Here is a 14,432-nt window from a genome sequence, read left to right as displayed (position 1 = left end):
GGAAGACCCATGGCCCAGGTGATGTTCGATCTCGACGTGCTGCGCAGCTTTTCCACCGGCATCGCGCTCGGCAGCTATGCGCGCGCGGCCGAGAAGCTGGGGCGCTCGACCTCCGCCGTGAGCGCGCAACTCAAGAAGCTGGAGGCGCAGGCCGGCACCGTGCTGTTCCGCAAGGCGGGGCGCGGGCTGGAGCTCACCGATGCCGGCGAGACGCTGCTGGCCTATGCCCACCGCATGCTCGAACTCAACGACGAGGCCAGCGCCGCCATGCGCGGCGTCGACCTGCAGGGCGCGGTGCGGCTGGGCCTGCAGGAAGACTTCGGCGAGACGCTGCTGCCCGCCGTGCTGGGTCGCTTCGCGCGGGCGCATCCCAAGGTGCGCATCGAGGCCTGCGTGGCACGCAGCGCCGATCTGCGCGAGCGGCTCGAACTCGGCCAGCTCGACTTGGCGCTGGCGTGGGACGCGGGCGACCAGCCTCTGTCGCCCTATGCCGAGCGCGTCGCGCGGCTGCCGCTGCTGTGGATCGGCCCCAAGTCGCCCGACAGGATCGACGCCGCCTGGTGGACCGAGCGCGAGCGCCGCGGCCCGGGCGTGCGCAAGAGCCGTGAGCCGCTGCCGCTGATCATGCTCGATGCGCCGTGCCCGCTGCGCGAGATCGTCATCGCCGCGCTCGACCGCGCCGGCGTGCCGTGGCGCCGCTCCTTCGCCAGCGCCAGCCTGTCGGCGCTGTGGGCGGCCGCCTCGGCTGGGCTGGGCCTGACGGTGCGCACCCCGTTCGGGCTGCCATCGCATGTGCGCACCATCGACCGCTCGCTGCTGTCGCTGCCGGCGCTGCCGCAGATATCGCTGGTGCTCTATCGCGCGCAGGCCCGGGCCGAAGCCCCGGCGAGCAGGCTGGCCAGCCTGCTGCTGGAGGCGGTGCGCCAGCATGTGCAGACCGAAGCGCCGGCTGCCGCACACTGAAGGAATGCTGAAGGCGGGTGGGCACAATCCCTTGCCTGGCTGCCGTGGCAATGCGTGAGAATCCGCCGCTGGAGACAAAAACAAAAGTGATACGGCATGGCCTCGCAGAATTTCTTGCACCTGTGGGATGACAGGTTCCTCTACATCACGCCCGCCATCCAGTCGGGACTCACGGCCCGCTCTTCGGCCACGCTGCTGGCGTCGGTCAGCGGCCATCCTTTCACGCTGGAAGCGGTAGACGGCACGCGCGCGCAATGCACCGCCGCGCTGGTGGCGCCGCACGTGTCGCGCCGGCTCGACGTCGACGGCTGCGGGCTGCTCTCGCTCAACCTCGACCCCGCGTCCAGCGCCTACCGCATGCTCGCCAAGCGCATGGGCGGCCACGGCATCCTGCCCATCGATGCCCGCCGCTTCGGCCGGCTGCGCGACGACTTCGACCCCGCCCAGCGCGGCGAACTCTGCAACGACAGGCTGCAGGCGCTCAGCGTGAAGCTGATCGAGGCCATCACCGAGGCTCCCGAGATCGAAGCGACCACCGACCGCCGCATCGAACGCGTGCTGCAGGCCATCCGCGCGCATGCGGGGCAGATTCAGCTGCGCGAGCTGTCGGCCGTGGCCTGCCTGTCGCCCGACCGCCTCACGCACCTGTTTGCCGAGCAGGTGGGCGTGTCGGTCAAGCGCTATGCGCTGTGGACCAAGGTGCGGCGCACGGTGCAGCAGTTCACCGCGCACCGGCCATTGACCGACGTGGCGCTGGTCAGCGGCTTCACGGATGCGGCGCACATGAGCCGAACCTTCCAGCGCTACTTCGGGCTGCCGCCGTCGTTCCTTGCGAGCCAGGTGAACGTGACGGCGGATGAGCTGGCGTCGCACGCCTGGGGGCATTAGCGGGCGCATCGCCCGCGTGCGACGCAGCCCCGCTCAGCGCCGCTTGGGCATCAACGTCGGCGCCCCGCAGCGCAGCAGTTCGCCGCGGCCCGCCTGCGGGTGAAACGCACCGTCCCACACCACCTCGCCGCGGCTGAGCGTGACGGCGGGCCAGGCTTTGAGGCGCATGCCTTCGTAGGGCGTGTAGTCGACCTCGTGGTGCAGCAGCTCGTTCTTCAGCACGAAGTCGCGCTCGTCCCAGATCACCAGGTCGGCGTCGGCGCCCACTGCGATGGTGCCTTTGCGCGGATGCAGGCCGTAGGCCTTGGCCGGGCCGGTGGCGGTGAGTTCGACAAAGCGGTTGGCGGTCATCCGGCCCGCGAGCACGCCTTCGGACCACAGCAGCGGCATGCGGGTCTCGATGCCGGGGATGCCGTTGGGGATGTGGCGGAACGCGACCTCCTCGCCGCCGGGCTTCTTGCCCTCGGGCGCGTCGTACTTGAAGGGGGCATGGTCGGACGAGAACACGGTGAAAAGGCCGTCGTTGAGTCCGTCCCATATCACCTGCTGGTTGGCCTTGTCGCGCGGCGGCGGGCTGCATACGCACTTCGCGCCCTTGTAGCTGTCGTCGATGCCCAGGTCTTCGGCGGTGAGAAACAGGTACTGCGGGCAGGTCTCGGCGAACACGCTCAGGCCGTGCGCGCGCGCCCATCGGATCTGCTCGACCGCTTCGCGGCCCGACACGTGGACGATCAGGATCGGCACGTCGACCAGCTCGGCCAGCGCGATCGCACGGTGCGTGGCCTCGCGCTCGACCAGCATCGGCCGCGCATGCGCATGAAAGCGCGGCGCGGTGCGGCCGGCCGCTTCCAGGCGCCGGGTGAGCCACTCGATGCAGTCGGCGTTCTCCGCGTGCAGCATGGCCATGGCATCGTGTTCCCGCGCCACGGCCAGCACGTCCAGGATCTGCCCGTCGTCGAGCTTCATGTCGTCGTAGGTCATGTAGATCTTGAAAGACGTGAAGCCTTCCTTGATCAGCGCCGGCAGCTCTTCCTTCAGCACCGTCGGCGTCGGGTCGCTCACGATCAGGTGGAAGGCGTAGTCGACGTGGGCCTTGCCGGCCGCGCGGGCACGGTAGTCTTCGACCGCGGCGCGCAGTGACTGGCCCTTGTGCTGCGCCGCGAAGGGAATCACGGTGGTGGTGCCGCCGCAGGCCGCGGAGCGCGTGCCGGTGTGGAAGTCGTCGGCATTGCGCGTGGGCGGCGGCATCGGCTGGTCGAGATGGCAATGGGCATCGACGCCGCCGGGCGTCACGCTGCGGCCGGCGGCATCGATCTCGCGCGCGGCGGAGCCCAGCTTCCTGCCGAGCTGGATGATGCGGCCGTCGCTGATGCCGATGTCGCAGTCGAAGGTGTCCGATGCGGTAACGACGCGCGCGTTGCGCACGACAAGGTCGAAATCAGAAGTTGGCGTGGACATGATGGTTCGGTCGATTCCGGTTCAGGCGGCGGCGCGCCCGGCTGCGTAGCCCCTGCCGTAGTGGCGTTCGAGGCGCACCTGCACGCGGTCCCACAGCGTGGTCAGCACCAGGTAGAAGCAGGCCGCCACGCAATAGAGCTCCAGCACTTCGAACTTCTCCTGCATGAGCACCTGTGCACGGCGCATCAGCTCTTCCATGGAGATGACCGAAGCCAGCGAGGTGGCCTTGAGCAGCCCGTTCACCGAGTTGCCCAGCGGCGGAATGATCACGCGCAGCACCTGCGGCAAGGTGACCAGCCGCAAGGTGGCGAAGCGCGAAAGGCTCAATGCCTTGGCCGCTTCGACCTGCCCCTTGGCAATGGCCGAGAAGCCGCCGCGAATGGTCTCGGAAAGGTATGCCGCTTCGTTCAGGCTCAGCGCCAGCACCGCGGAGGTCAGCACATCGAAGCGCAGGCCCAGTTGCGGCAGGCCGGTGTAGATGATGACGATCTGCACCAGCAGCGGTGTGCCGCGAAACACCCAGATGTAGAAGCGCGCCGGCGCCGACAGGAATCGATGCGAAGACATGCTGCCCAGCGCCAGGGGCAGCGCCAGGGCCAGACCGATCGCGATGGTTGCGATGGTCAGTCCGATCGTGATTCCCACGCCCCCGAGGAGGAACGGGTTGACGAAGTAGGACAGGAAGGCATCGAAATTGAACACGGCCGCAACCTCTTCGACTGGCTTACTTGGGCGCCGGGCCGGGGCCGCGGATCGCGAACTTGGTGGTGTCCTTCAGGCGCGTCATGCGGAACTTGTCGAACAGCTTGTCGTAGGTGCCGTCGGCCTTCAGGTCGGTCAGGGCCTGCGCCACGGCTTCTGCCACCGCGCGGTCGCGGAACGACAGCGTGATGTCGGTGCCATAGAGGCCGCTCGCACGGATCTTGACGATGCCGCGTTCCTCGAAGGCGATGGCGGTCTCGTCGATGTTGATGCCCGCTTCGAGCTGGCCGGCGCGCAGCGCGGCCGTGGTTTCGGAGGCCGTCGCAAAGGTGCGGAAGTCGATCGGCGCCATGCCCTTGGCGACCATGGCCGCATTCGATTCGCGCGACTTGCGCTCGGCGTAGGTGCCGGTCTCGATGCCGACGACATGGCCCGACAGGTCTTCGAACTTGTTCACCACCAGCTTGCTGTTGGGCACCGTGTAGATGCTCATCGACTGCTGGCCGTAGGGCACCTGGAACATGAGCTTGGAGCGCTCCTCGGTCCAGAAGAGGCCGGTGTTGATCACGTCGAAGCGGCCGGCCTGCAGCGCGGGCACCATCGGCGGCATGTCCATGCGCACGAACACGGGTTCCAGGCACAGGTGCTTCGCGACCGCGCGGCCGAGTTCGATGTTGAGTCCTTGAAGCTCACCCTTGCTGTCGACGAACTGCTGCGGCGGCAGCGTCGGGTTGGTGGACATCTGCAGCTTGCCGGGCGCCGTGAGGTGTTCGGCGGAGACCTTGGGCGTGCAGGTCTGGGCGAGGACCGAGCCGCTCAGCGCGAGGCCGATGAAGAAACCCAGGGACAGTTTGATCATGTGCATGAGATGCTTTCGTTGAAGACAGGAAGAGTGAAAGAGAAGAACTCGGGGGGCAATCGGAATCAGGCCGCCGCGGCCACCGGTCGACATGCGACCAGCGCCACGTGCACGGCCTCGATCACGGGTTCCGCGCGCTGGTTGAAGAGCTGCAAGCTCTCTGTCACCACACCGCGGCCGCCACGCGCCGAAAGACGTTTGTCGGTGAAGCGGAACACCACGTGCACCGCATCGCCTGCCACCACAGGTCGCAAGAACCGGACCTGATCCCATCCGAGCGAAGCGATGGAACTGTTCTCGTAGATCTTCAGTGCGGTCTTCAGTCCTTCCATCAGAGAAAGGCCGAACAAGCCATGCGCGATGACACCCGGAAAGCCGCGCGATTGCGCATAGTCCGCATCGGTGTGCAGTGGATGGTGGTCATGCGTGAGCTCGCAGAAGCGGCCGATGTCCTGTGCGCTCACCACGTGGCTCTCGCTGCGCAGTTCGGCGCCTATCACCACGTCTTCGAAGTACACGTCTTGCGTCGATGCGTTCATGCCTTCTCTCCTTTCGTTGCGCCACCTGCATGGCGCGGTGCCTTCGCGATGAACTCGTCGTGCACGCCCATGGGGCCGCTGCGGAAGATGCGCGCATCCATGGTGCGCAACTGATCGCCGATGCGCACCACGAAACCGATCTTGTCGAGCACGTCTTCCTGCAGCCGCACGCCGGGCGCGATCTCGGTGAGCACGAGACCGTCGGCCTCGAGTTCGAACACCGCGCGATCGGTCACGAAGCTCACTTGCTGGCCGCGCTCGCGCGCGAGCCGTCCCGAGAAGCTGATCTGGTCGACGGCCGGCACGAACTTGCGGAACGCACCGTCGCGGCGGATGTCGAGCTTGCCCTCGGTCACGCCGATGTCGAAGTCACCGCCGGTGAGCGAGCCGTTGAACACCAGGCGCCGCGTGTTCTGCGTGATGTTGATGAAGCCGCCCGCGCCGTCGTAGCGCTTGCCGAAGCGCGTGACGTTGACGTTGCCCTGCGGGTCCACCTGCGCGAACGACAGGAACGCGCAGCTCAGGCCGCCGCCGTCGTAGAAGTCGAACTGGTACGACTGGTCGAGGATCACGCGCGGGTTGACCGAGGTGCCGAACTCGCGCGCGTGGCCGGGCACGCCGCCCACCACGCCCGACTCGACCGTGAGGGTGATGAGGTCCGCGATGCCTTCTTCCGAGGCCACGTTGGGAATCATCGCGGAGATGCCCACGCCGAGGTTCACCACGTCGCGCGGGCGCAGCTCGAAGGCCGCGCGTCTTGCCACCACGCGGCGCACGTCGAGCGGGTCGGGCGCGATGCTCGAAGCCGGCACCACGATCTCGCCGCAGCGCGCGGGGTCGTAGCGCGTGGTGTAGGTCTGCAGCTGCTCGGGCTCGACCACGAAGTGATCAATGAGGAAGCCGGGGATCTTCACCATGTGCGGATGCAGCGTGCCGCGCTTGACGATGCGCTTGACCTGGCAGATGACGATGCCGCCGGCGTTGTGCACCGCCTGCGCCATCGAGAGGTCTTCGCGCGCGGTGGCCTCGTGCTCCATGCTCACGTAGCCGTCTTCGTCGGCCGAGGTGCCGCGGATCAGCGCGACCTTCGGCACGCCGGGCGCGCGGTAGAACAGCCAGTCGCGGCCGGCCACGTGCACCAGCTCGACCAGTTCCTCGGTGGTGCGTGCGTTCATGCGCCCGCCGTCCTGGCGCGGGTCCATGTAGGTTTCCAGGCCCACGTGCGTGAGCACGCCGGGCTGGCGGCCCGCCATCGCGCGGCACAGGTGCGTCATGACGCCCTGCGGGAAGTTGTAGGCCTCCACGTCCTGCGCCAGGATCATCTTCATGAAGGGCAGCTGCATGCCGAAGTTGCCGCCGATCACGCGGCGCACGAGCCCGGGGTGCGCGAAATGGCACATGCCTTTTTCCGTGAGCGCGCCCACGCCGGTGACGTGGAACAGCGTGAGGTCGTGCGGGCCGTTGCCGGCGGTGAAGCGCCGCTCGATGGCCTCGAACACGGCCTCGGGCACGCCCGAGCCACCGTTGCCGCCGGCCAGCACCATGTCGCCATCGCGCAGCAGCGCGGCGGCGGCGTCGGGGGTGATGCAATCGATCATGATGGCTGCGTCCTCAGGCCAGTTCTTTCTCGACCTGGCGCGAGATGATCAGGCGCTGGATCTGGTTGGTGCCTTCGTAGATCTGTGCCAGGCGCACGTCGCGGAAGATGCGCTCGATGCGGTAGTCGCGCGAGTAGCCGTTGCCGCCGTGGATCTGCAGTGCGTTCGACACGTGGCGCATGGCCATGTCGGTGGTGAAGAGCTTGGCCTGCGCGCCTTCCTTGGCAATGGAGCGGCCCGCGTCCTGCAGGCGTGCGCCGTGGTGGATGAGCAGGCGCGCGGCGGCGATGTCGGTGGACATGTCGGCCACCATGAACTGGATGGCCTGGAAGTTCATGATCGGCTGGCCGAACTGCTTGCGCGTGGTGGCGTAGGCCACCGCGTCTTCCATCGCGGCCTGCGCCATGCCCAGCGCCATCGACGACATCAGCAGGCGGCTGAAGTTGAAGTTGCCCATGGCCGTCTTGAAGGCTTCGTTCTCGGCGCCGATGAGAGCCGTGCGCGGCACGTGCACGTCCTGCAGCACGATCTGGCAGTCCTCCAGGCCGTGCATGCCGAGCAGCTCTTCGTTCTTGCCGCGGCTCACGCCGGCCTGGTGCGCATCGACCATGAAGCAGCTGATCGACTTGTGGCCGGCTTCCTTGCCGGTGCGGGCGAATACCATGATGCGGTCGGCCACGCCGCCGAGCGTGACCCAGGCCTTGGTGCCGTTGAGCACCCAGCCGTCGTCCACGGCGCGCGCGGTGGTGGTGATGCTGGCCACGTCGGAGCCGTAGTCGGGCTCGGACATGGCGGTGGCCATGACGATGGAGCCGTCGAGGATGCCGGGGATGAGCGCCTTCTGGCTTTCGTTGCCGTGGTGGTGCAGGAAGAGCGCTGCCTCGACCGGGATCGCGAAGGCGTTGCCGATGGCGCCCGAGCAGCGCGCCAGTTCTTCCATCACGAGGCAGGTGCTCACGGTGTCGAAGCCGGAGCCGCCGGCCGCCTCGGGCAGGCTCACGCCGAACAGGCCGAGTTCGGCCATGCCGCGGTAGAGCACGCGGTCGAACTTGTCTTCGCGGTCGATGGCGGCGGCGCGCGGCAGCACTTCGCCCTCTGCGAAACGGCGCGCGGTGTCGCGCAGCGAGATCTGGTCTTCGGTGAGGAAATGGGTCATGGTGTCGAGGGAGTGATCGGAGAAGGGCGGCTGGGCTTACGTGGCGGGCTGGTCTTCGTCGCTGGCCATGTGGCCGTCGTGCGCGACCTCGTCGCGGTCGCGGTCGAGGAAATAGATGGCCACGTTGTGGCTCGACGTGGCGAAGCACTCGGCCAGCGGCTGCGTGATGGCGGCGGCGAGCGCACGGCGCTCGGCAATCGTGCGGCGGTAGGCGTGCACCTTCACGAACACGCGCTGGCCTTCGCCGCCGCCGTCGTGGCCCAGGTGGCCTTCGTGCGCATAGTTGGCGGCTTCGACCGGCAGGAAGTACAGCGTCACCGTGGACGGCGACACCGCGAAGGATTCGACGACGCCGTCGGTCAGTGCGCGGCTGGCGGTGCGCTTGTTGCTGTCGGATGCGCGCGGCGCGAGGATCTCGAGATAGGGCATGGCGTCAGCTTTCTTGCACCGCGCGGCAGGAGGCGCGCTGGATCAGGCGCGAGCCCACCCGGTATTCGCGCCCGCTGTTGGCCACGCCGCCCAGGCGCTGCACGAGCCGGTCGACCGCGAGGTTGGCCATTTCCGTCGCGCCGCTGTCGACCACGCTGATGGCGGGTCGCTGCCATTCGAACCAGGGCGAGTCTTCGTAGAAAAGAAGCGACAGGTCGTCGGGAATCAGCAGACCGCGCTCGGACACCACCCGCAGCACGCCGACCGACGATTCGTGGTTGGCCACGAAGATCGCCGTGGGCGGCGCGGGCATCGACAGCAGCGCATTGGCGGCGACGACGCCGGTCTCCGGCGCATAGCGACCGGTCTGGATCAGCGCCGGGTCCACGGGCAGGCCCGCTTCCTGCATGGCCCGCTTGTAGCCCGCCAGACGTTCCTTGCCGGAGGTGGTTTCGCCGGGGCCGACGATCAGGCCGATGCGCCGGTGCCCCAGGTCCAGCAGATGCCGGGTGCCGGCGTAGGCGCCGTCGAGGTCGCCCGCCAGCACTGATTCGAGCATGGCGCCCTCGACCCGGCGGACCGCGCAGATCACGGGGATGTCCGCATGTTCCATGGCCAGCAGCTGGGCGCCGTTGGCGCCGTTGGGCACGGCGATCAGCCCGTCGACGCTGTGGTCGACCAGGGTCCTGAAGATGTCGCGCTCCTGCTCGGGATCGTCGGCGCTGATGCTCAGGATGACCTGGTAGCCCAGCGCCTGCATGCGCGACTGAACCACCGAGGCCAGCACCTGGAAGGAGGCGTTCTCGAGGTTGTGGACCGTCAGGCCGATGAGCCGCGAGCGCTTGGTCTTCAGTGCCCGGGCAAAGGTGTTGGTGCGGTAGCCGAGCGCGGCGGCGACCTGGATCACGTGCTTCTGAGTGGCGTGGTTGGTCAGGCTGGAGCCGGCCAGCGCGCGGGAGGCGGTGGCGATGGAAACGTCGGCCGCGCGGGCCACGTCACGCAGTGTCACCGCCATGTCGTGGCCTCGTGAAAGCAGATTGTTGTAAACGATTGCATTTTTTCATCGTAGTTCCGTGTGAGGTGAAAGGTCAAGGGAAAAGCTGAGACCGTGGCGATTGGTCGGATAATTTTGCAATCGTTTCCAATTTTCTTGCATACTGCCGATCTTTCGCGACTCGACATCCAGGACGGCCATGCAAATTTCCGGAGTCGGCGGCATCTGGCCCGCCACCCTCACGCCTTTCACCCCCGACGGCCGCATCGACGACGACGCCCTGGCCGCCCACATGCGCGACGTTGCCGGCACCCGCGGCGTGCGCGCGGTGGTCGTCAACGGGCACGCCGGCGAGGCGACGTCGCTCGACCGCGGCGAACGCGCCCAGGTGGTGCGGATTGCGGCGAATGCGGCCGGCGACGTGCCGGTCGTGGCCGGCGTGGTGGCCGACGACACCCGCGGCGCCTGCGAACTGGCGCGGGACGCGGCGCAGGCCGGTGCCTCGGCCTTGCTGCTGTTTCCGCCCGCCGTGTTCGCCCAGGGCGCCGGCGCGCGCCCCGACATGGCGCGCCGCTTCGTGAGCGAAGTGGCCGGCGCGAGCAGCCTGCCGATCGTGCTGTTCCAGCTGTCGCGCGCCTCGGGCCTTGCTTTCTCGACCGAGACGCTCGCGCAACTCTGCGCCGAGGTGCCGGCCATCGTGGCCGTCAAGGAGGGCAGCGACATTCCCGAGCTCTACGAAGACAACCTGCGGGCCCTGCGCGCGCTTGCGCGCCCGGTCACGCTGCTGAGCAGCAGCAACAGCTGGCTGTTCGCCTCCCTGGCCTATGGCGCGGACGGCATCCTTTCAGGCCTGGGCAGCGTGGCCGCTCCCTTGCTGGTGGCCCTGCACGAGGCCGTCGCGCGCGGCGACCTGGCGGCCGCGCGGGCGGTCAACGAACGGCTGGTGCCGCTGTGCCGCGCCTTCTACCGCGCGCCCTACCTGGACGCCCACAACCGCATGAAGACGGCCCTGCATCTGCTCGGCCGGCTGCCCCATCCGGACCCGCGCCCGCCGCTGCTGCCCGTGCCGGCCGAAGACACGGCGCGCATCCGCGCGGCGTTGCTGGCATCGGGCTTGCTGGATGCCGACCGAACGACGACTTCTTCTTCCTCTTGAGCGATTCATTCCATGGCTGATTTCCGCGGCACCTACACCATCATGGTCACGCCCTTCGACGCCGACGGCGCCGTCGACGTGCCCACCCTCGAGCGCTATGTCGACTGGCAGATCGAATCCGGCATCCACGGCCTGATCCCGCTGGGCTCGACCGGCGAATTCATGTCGATGTCCGACGACGAGATCGCGCTGGTCGCCCAGACCGTGATCGACCGCGCCGCCGGCCGCGTGCCGGTGCTCATCGGCACCACCGCAGAGGACACGCGTGCCGCCGTCCGCCTGAGCCGACGCGCCGAGGCGCAGGGCGCCGACGGCGTGATGGTGCTGCCGCCGTTCTATTGCACGCCGACCGACGACGAGCTGTTCCTGCATTACAGGACCATCTCGGACGCCATCGGCATTCCGATCATGGTCTACAACAACCCGGCCGTGGCCAACGTCGACCTGAAGCCGGCGCTGGTGGCGCGGCTCTCGCAGATCGACAACTGCCGCTACATCAAGGAATCGACGCTTGAGGTGACCCGCGTGCGCGACATCATGCGGCTGTCGGAGGGCCGCATGGCGGTGTTCGGCGGCATCATGGGCTTCGAGTCGTATGTGGAAGGGGCGGTGGGCTGGGCCGCCGTGCCCTCCAATGGCGCGCCGCGCGAGATGGCCCGCCTGTACGACCTTGTCATGGCCGGCCAGCTGGCCGAGGCGCGTGCGCTGGCCTTCCGGCACTTTCCGATGGTCGACTTCGTCGCCGGCCAGTCGTACGTGGCGGGCACCAAGGCGCTGCTCGCGGCCATGGGCCTGCCGGTCGGCGCACCGCGCCCGCCGCGCCTGCCGCTGGGCGAAGAAGGCGTTGCCGCGGCGAAGCGACTGGTCGACGAGCTCGGCCTGAAGATCCAAACCACCACCGCCTGAGGTATTGCCATGAGCGCTTTGCAACCGGACACACCCGCATCGAACGCCGATGGCCGGGCCGAACTCGTCATCCGCATGGTCGGCGTGCAGAAGTGGTACGGCGACTTCCAGGTGCTGCGCGACATCGACCTCGAAGTGCAGCGCGGCGAACGCATCGTGATCTGCGGGCCTTCGGGCTCGGGCAAGTCGACGCTGCTGCGTTGCATCAACCGCCTCGAGGAGCACCAGCAGGGGCAGATCGTGGTGAACCGCGCCGAGCTCACGGCCGACATGCGGCGCATCGACGCCGTGCGGCGCGACGTGGGCATGGTGTTCCAGCACTTCAACCTGTTCCCGCACCTCACCATCCTGGAGAACTGCACGCTGGCGCCGGTGTGGAGCAAGAAATATTCGCCCAAGGAGGCGAAGGAAGTGGCCATGTCGTACCTGGAGCGCGTGCGCATTCCGGAGCAGGCCAACAAATATCCGTCGCAGCTCTCCGGCGGCCAGCAGCAGCGCGTGGCCATTGCGCGTGCGCTGTGCATGGGCCCGAAGGTCATGCTGTTCGACGAGCCGACCTCGGCGCTGGACCCCGAAATGGTCAAGGAAGTGCTGGACACCATGGTCTCGCTCGCCGACGACGGCATGACCATGCTGTCGGTGACGCACGAGATGAACTTCGCGCGGCAGGTCGCCAACCGCGTGATCTTCATGGACCGGGGCGCCATCGTCGAGCAGGCGCCGCCGCAGGAGTTCTTCGGGAACCCGAAACACGAACGCACCCGGCTCTTCCTGAGCCAGTTGCTGCACTGACCCCCCCTACTTTTTATTATTCGATCGGACACCATGGCAAGAATCGGCATCCAGGCCGCGGGCTTTCGCTTCGTCGCGGAAACGAACCCCGAGGCACCCCAAACCGTCGAGGCCTTCACCAGGCTGCTGCCCTACACGCAGAAGATCATCCATGTGCGATGGAGCGGCGAGGGCTGCTGGATCCCGCTCGGCGACTTCGAGCTGGGCGTGGGCTTCGAGAACCACACCTGCCACCCGTCGGCGGGCGACATCCTGTTCTACCCCGGCGGCTACAGCGAAACCGAGATCATCCTGGCCTACGGCAGCTGCAGCTTCGCCAGCAAGATGGGGCCGCTGGCGGGCAACCACTTCCTCACCATCGTGGAAGGCAAGGAGCAGTTGCGCGCGCTCGGCAAGAAGGTGCTGTGGGAAGGCGCGCAGGACATCGCGTTCGAGATGCTCTGAACCGCGCTCGGCACCTGGCCGGGCTCTTTGCTTACTTGTCGTTGTGCAGGTAGGTCGCCTGCTTGGGCAGCAGCAGGCTCACCAGGAACGCCAGAGCCATCATGCCGGTCACGTACCAGTAGAAGTACGACTCGTGGCCGATCGACTTCAGCCCCAGCGCGACGTATTCGGCGCTGCCGCCGAAGATGGCATTGCCCACCGCGTACGACAGGCCCACGCCCAGTGCGCGCACTTCGGGCGGGAACATCTCGGCCTTCACGATGCCGCTGATCGAGGTGTAGAAGCTCACCACCGCCAGCGCCAGGGTGATGAGCACGCCGGCCATCAGCGGGCTGCTCACGTTCTGCAGGCTGGTCAGCACCGGCACCGTCATCAGCACACCCAGGGCGCCGAACAGCAGCATGTTGCTGCGGCGGCCGATGCGGTCCGACAGCGCGCCGAACAGCGGCTGCATGCACATGTAGATGAACAGGCAGGCCGTCATGATGTTGCTGGCGGTCTTGATCGACATGCCGGCCGAGTTCACCAGGTACTTCTGCATGTAGGTGGTGAAGGTGTAGAAGATCAGCGAGCCGCCGGCCGTGTAGCCCAGCACCACGAAGAAAGCGCGCTTGTGGTGCTTGAACAGTTCGGCCACGCTGCCGGCGCCCTTGGCGGCGCGGGTCTTGGTGCTGGCGGTCTCGGTCAGCGTGCGGCGCAGCATCAGGGCCACGATGGCGGCCACGGCGCCCAGCACGAAGGGAATGCGCCAGCCCCAGCTGCGCAGTTCGGCCTCGTCCAGCACCTGCTGCAGCACCACGACCACGACCACGGCCAGCAACTGGCCGCCGATCAGCGTGACGTACTGGAAGGACGAGAAGAAGCCGCGCTGTCCGCGCATCGCCACTTCGCTCATGTAGGTGGCGGTGGTTCCGTACTCGCCGCCGACCGACAGGCCCTGCAGCAGCCGCGCGAGCAGCAGCAGCGCGGGGGCCGCGGCGCCGATCTGCGCGTAGGTCGGCAGGCAGGCGATCACCAGCGAGCCCACGCACATCATGACCACCGAGGTCACCATCGAAGTCTTGCGGCCCTTGCGGTCGGCCAGCCGGCCGAACAGCCAGCCGCCGATCGGGCGCATCAGGAAGCCGGCGGCGAACACGCCGGCCGTGTTCAGCAGCTGCACGGTCGGGTCGGACTTGGGGAAGAACGCCGGCGCGAAATAGATGGCGCAGAAGGCGTAGACGTAGAAGTCGAACCACTCCACCAGGTTGCCGGACGAGGCGGCGAAGATGGCGAAGATGCGCTTGCGCTTTTCCTCGAAGGTGTAGGGGGTGTTCTGATCGGCGGTGGCGTCGGGGCTGGAGGCGCCGGCGGTCGCGCTGCTTGCGAAGGCGGTCATGGAAAGGGGTCCTTGTCTCTGGCTGCGGCCCGCCGCGAAGCCGCGCGAGGCCGTTGCGGCGAGTCTGTCCGGCCGCCGAGGCGCTGTCGTCCGTAGCCGGCCGCCGGGGGTCTACGTATCGGTACGCAAGGGTAAACACCTAGATGGCGCGATGGCCGGCCCCCCAGGCC

15 protein-coding genes are annotated in these 14,432 nt (G+C 67.7%); 6 read left to right on the top strand and 9 right to left on the bottom strand.

What is annotated here, in order from left to right; genetic code table 11:
• Window positions 1-9 precede the first annotated feature (9 nt).
• Entirely contained in the window at window positions 10-963 is a 954-nt protein-coding gene (locus L3V85_RS34735; RefSeq protein ID WP_237677085.1) for a LysR substrate-binding domain-containing protein, read from the top strand.
• 96 nt (window positions 964-1,059) lie between these two features.
• On the top strand, window positions 1,060-1,851 hold the full coding sequence (locus tag L3V85_RS34730) for a helix-turn-helix domain-containing protein (protein ID WP_237677084.1): 792 nt from the start codon (window positions 1,060-1,062) through the stop codon (window positions 1,849-1,851).
• A gap of 33 nt (window positions 1,852-1,884) precedes the next feature.
• On the opposite strand, the gene hydA is transcribed toward L3V85_RS34730, so the two are convergent.
• The 8 genes from hydA to L3V85_RS34690 form a co-directional block, all read right to left on the bottom strand.
• Window positions 1,885-3,309, bottom strand: coding sequence for a dihydropyrimidinase (gene hydA, locus L3V85_RS34725; protein ID WP_237677083.1), 1,425 nt, complete (start codon window positions 3,307-3,309; stop codon window positions 1,885-1,887).
• A 21-nt stretch (window positions 3,310-3,330) separates the two neighbouring features.
• A complete protein-coding gene (locus L3V85_RS34720; protein ID WP_237677082.1) occupies window positions 3,331-4,011 on the bottom strand; it encodes an amino acid ABC transporter permease in 681 nt (226 codons plus the stop codon).
• Window positions 4,012-4,033: 22 nt separating this feature from the next.
• Complete coding sequence (locus L3V85_RS34715) at window positions 4,034-4,870, bottom strand: ABC transporter substrate-binding protein (protein WP_237677081.1); 837 nt, start codon at window positions 4,868-4,870, stop codon at window positions 4,034-4,036.
• Window positions 4,871-4,935: 65 nt separating this feature from the next.
• Window positions 4,936-5,409 (bottom strand): MaoC family dehydratase, encoded by a 474-nt coding sequence (locus L3V85_RS34710; protein WP_237677080.1) that lies wholly within the window; start codon window positions 5,407-5,409, stop codon window positions 4,936-4,938.
• Window positions 5,406-7,007: an acyl CoA:acetate/3-ketoacid CoA transferase gene (locus L3V85_RS34705; RefSeq protein ID WP_237677079.1), complete on the bottom strand. Its 1,602-nt coding sequence runs from the start codon at window positions 7,005-7,007 to the stop codon at window positions 5,406-5,408. Before L3V85_RS34705 ends, L3V85_RS34710 begins: the two co-directional genes overlap by 4 nt.
• A gap of 13 nt (window positions 7,008-7,020) precedes the next feature.
• Window positions 7,021-8,163 carry an acyl-CoA dehydrogenase family protein gene (locus L3V85_RS34700; RefSeq protein WP_237677078.1) on the bottom strand — a complete coding sequence of 381 codons (1,143 nt, stop codon included), beginning with the start codon at window positions 8,161-8,163 and terminating at the stop codon, window positions 7,021-7,023.
• A 36-nt stretch (window positions 8,164-8,199) separates the two neighbouring features.
• Window positions 8,200-8,592 (bottom strand): tautomerase family protein, encoded by a 393-nt coding sequence (locus L3V85_RS34695; RefSeq protein WP_237677077.1) that lies wholly within the window; start codon window positions 8,590-8,592, stop codon window positions 8,200-8,202.
• Window positions 8,593-8,596: 4 nt separating this feature from the next.
• Window positions 8,597-9,607: a LacI family DNA-binding transcriptional regulator gene (locus L3V85_RS34690; RefSeq protein ID WP_237677076.1), complete on the bottom strand. Its 1,011-nt coding sequence runs from the start codon at window positions 9,605-9,607 to the stop codon at window positions 8,597-8,599.
• A gap of 178 nt (window positions 9,608-9,785) precedes the next feature.
• Between L3V85_RS34690 and L3V85_RS34685 the strand changes: the two genes are divergently transcribed.
• Genes L3V85_RS34685 through L3V85_RS34670 form a run of 4 tightly spaced genes read left to right on the top strand, consistent with a single transcriptional unit; the run spans window position 9,786 to window position 12,884 of the window.
• Entirely contained in the window at window positions 9,786-10,742 is a 957-nt protein-coding gene (locus tag L3V85_RS34685) for a dihydrodipicolinate synthase family protein (RefSeq protein WP_237677075.1), read from the top strand.
• 12 nt (window positions 10,743-10,754) lie between these two features.
• On the top strand, window positions 10,755-11,648 hold the full coding sequence (locus tag L3V85_RS34680) for a dihydrodipicolinate synthase family protein (RefSeq protein ID WP_237677074.1): 894 nt from the start codon (window positions 10,755-10,757) through the stop codon (window positions 11,646-11,648).
• Window positions 11,649-11,657: 9 nt separating this feature from the next.
• Window positions 11,658-12,440, top strand: coding sequence for an amino acid ABC transporter ATP-binding protein (locus L3V85_RS34675; protein WP_272934514.1), 783 nt, complete (start codon window positions 11,658-11,660; stop codon window positions 12,438-12,440).
• A 33-nt stretch (window positions 12,441-12,473) separates the two neighbouring features.
• Window positions 12,474-12,884, top strand: coding sequence for a DUF3830 family protein (locus L3V85_RS34670; protein WP_237677073.1), 411 nt, complete (start codon window positions 12,474-12,476; stop codon window positions 12,882-12,884).
• A gap of 31 nt (window positions 12,885-12,915) precedes the next feature.
• On the opposite strand, the gene L3V85_RS34665 is transcribed toward L3V85_RS34670, so the two are convergent.
• The gene (locus L3V85_RS34665) at window positions 12,916-14,262 is read right to left on the bottom strand and encodes an MFS family transporter (protein ID WP_237677072.1); all 1,347 of its coding nucleotides are present in this window, start codon (window positions 14,260-14,262) and stop codon (window positions 12,916-12,918) included.
• Between the last annotated feature and the right edge of the window lie 170 nt (window positions 14,263-14,432).

The sequence above is a fragment of the Variovorax paradoxus genome, assembly GCF_022009635.1.
GTDB lineage: Bacteria > Pseudomonadota > Gammaproteobacteria > Burkholderiales > Burkholderiaceae_C > Variovorax.
Note: the sequence above shows the minus strand (reverse complement) of the source record. Positions and strands in the feature narration are given on the sequence as shown.

Bases quoted from the DNA above. Each gene is read 5' to 3' on its own strand.
- L3V85_RS34675 (WP_272934514.1), top strand. From the start codon at position 11,658: ATGAGCGCTTTGCAACCGGACACACCCGCATCGAACGCCGATGGCCGG.
- L3V85_RS34700 (WP_237677078.1), bottom strand. From the start codon at position 8,163: ATGACCCATTTCCTCACCGAAGACCAGATCTCGCTGCGCGACACCGCG.
- L3V85_RS34705 (WP_237677079.1), bottom strand. From the start codon at position 7,007: ATGATCGATTGCATCACCCCCGACGCCGCCGCCGCGCTGCTGCGCGAT.
- L3V85_RS34670 (WP_237677073.1), top strand. From the start codon at position 12,474: ATGGCAAGAATCGGCATCCAGGCCGCGGGCTTTCGCTTCGTCGCGGAA.
- L3V85_RS34735 (WP_237677085.1), top strand. From the start codon at position 10: ATGGCCCAGGTGATGTTCGATCTCGACGTGCTGCGCAGCTTTTCCACC.
- L3V85_RS34695 (WP_237677077.1), bottom strand. From the start codon at position 8,592: ATGCCCTATCTCGAGATCCTCGCGCCGCGCGCATCCGACAGCAACAAG.
- L3V85_RS34690 (WP_237677076.1), bottom strand. From the start codon at position 9,607: ATGGCGGTGACACTGCGTGACGTGGCCCGCGCGGCCGACGTTTCCATC.
- L3V85_RS34685 (WP_237677075.1), top strand. From the start codon at position 9,786: ATGCAAATTTCCGGAGTCGGCGGCATCTGGCCCGCCACCCTCACGCCT.
- hydA (WP_237677083.1), bottom strand. From the start codon at position 3,309: ATGTCCACGCCAACTTCTGATTTCGACCTTGTCGTGCGCAACGCGCGC.
- L3V85_RS34715 (WP_237677081.1), bottom strand. From the start codon at position 4,870: ATGATCAAACTGTCCCTGGGTTTCTTCATCGGCCTCGCGCTGAGCGGC.
- L3V85_RS34665 (WP_237677072.1), bottom strand. From the start codon at position 14,262: ATGACCGCCTTCGCAAGCAGCGCGACCGCCGGCGCCTCCAGCCCCGAC.
- L3V85_RS34730 (WP_237677084.1), top strand. From the start codon at position 1,060: ATGGCCTCGCAGAATTTCTTGCACCTGTGGGATGACAGGTTCCTCTAC.
- L3V85_RS34680 (WP_237677074.1), top strand. From the start codon at position 10,755: ATGGCTGATTTCCGCGGCACCTACACCATCATGGTCACGCCCTTCGAC.
- L3V85_RS34710 (WP_237677080.1), bottom strand. From the start codon at position 5,409: ATGAACGCATCGACGCAAGACGTGTACTTCGAAGACGTGGTGATAGGC.